We start from the raw sequence: 796 nt of genomic DNA on the forward strand, positions 1-796 counted from the left end.
TTCTAATCTGTGGCGGGAATAAAAAAGTTGCTGAGGTTCTGAGGTGCTAAGTTTGTTTTTTTAGATAAAAGAGAAAATGGTTGAAATTAGCATTCTTTCTTATTTTATTTCAGCCCTGATTCGGCTAAGGCTTACTTGTGTAATTCCCAAATAAGAAGCAATATAGCCAAGCTGTATTCTCTGGACAAAATCCGGATTTTCCTCCAACAATTCCAGATAGCGTTCTTTAGCAGACTTGAATAATTTGGAAATAAGACGTTCTTCGGTTTGCACCAAAAGCCGTTCTGCAAATTTGCGTCCCCAGTTTGCTATTTGGATATCTTCAAGAAAAAGCAGCTGCAAGTCATTATTTTTTATTTCATACAATTCGCAATCTTCGAGCAATTCCACACATTCATAACCGGGCAGATTCGCTACATAGCTTTTCATGGAAACAATAGGGTCACCTTCTTTACCAAACCAAAAAGTAATGTCTTTTTCTTCTTTTGGAGCAAATGCCCTCACTATACCTTTTTTGATAAAATAAATAGAAGTTTCGTTTTTATCAGCTTCCAGGAGCGTATGTCCTTTTGATAATCGTATTTCGCTGCTATATCTCAGGATTTTTTGAGCTGCTTCCTGAGAAAGCGGATATATTTGGTTCAGTATTTCGTGAAGTTTCATTTATGATAAATGTTTCTGCAAGGTAAGTTTTTTTCGGAAAAATGGAAAGAGATTAAAAGAGGTACTAAGTTGCTAAGGTTCAAAGGTGCTAAGTTTATGTGTTTTGTGTACCAGAGGAAGTTGTTTAAAAGAA

At 35.7% G+C, this 796-nt stretch carries 1 protein-coding gene; it reads right to left on the reverse strand.

The genetic code is table 11. From position 1 onward, the window contains the following. Positions 1–99: 99 nt before the first annotated feature. Positions 100–663 (reverse strand): Crp/Fnr family transcriptional regulator, encoded by a 564-nt coding sequence (locus ASG38_RS15590; RefSeq protein WP_056073202.1) that lies wholly within the window; start codon positions 661–663, stop codon positions 100–102. Between the last annotated feature and the right edge of the window lie 133 nt (positions 664–796).

This window comes from Flavobacterium sp. Leaf359 (genome assembly GCF_001423985.1).
Taxonomy (GTDB): Bacteria; Bacteroidota; Bacteroidia; order Flavobacteriales; family Flavobacteriaceae; genus Flavobacterium; species Flavobacterium lindanitolerans.

Coding starts and splice junctions, on each gene's coding strand:
- ASG38_RS15590 (WP_056073202.1), bottom strand. CDS start 663: ATGAAACTTCACGAAATACTGAACCAAATATATCCGCTTTCTCAGGAA.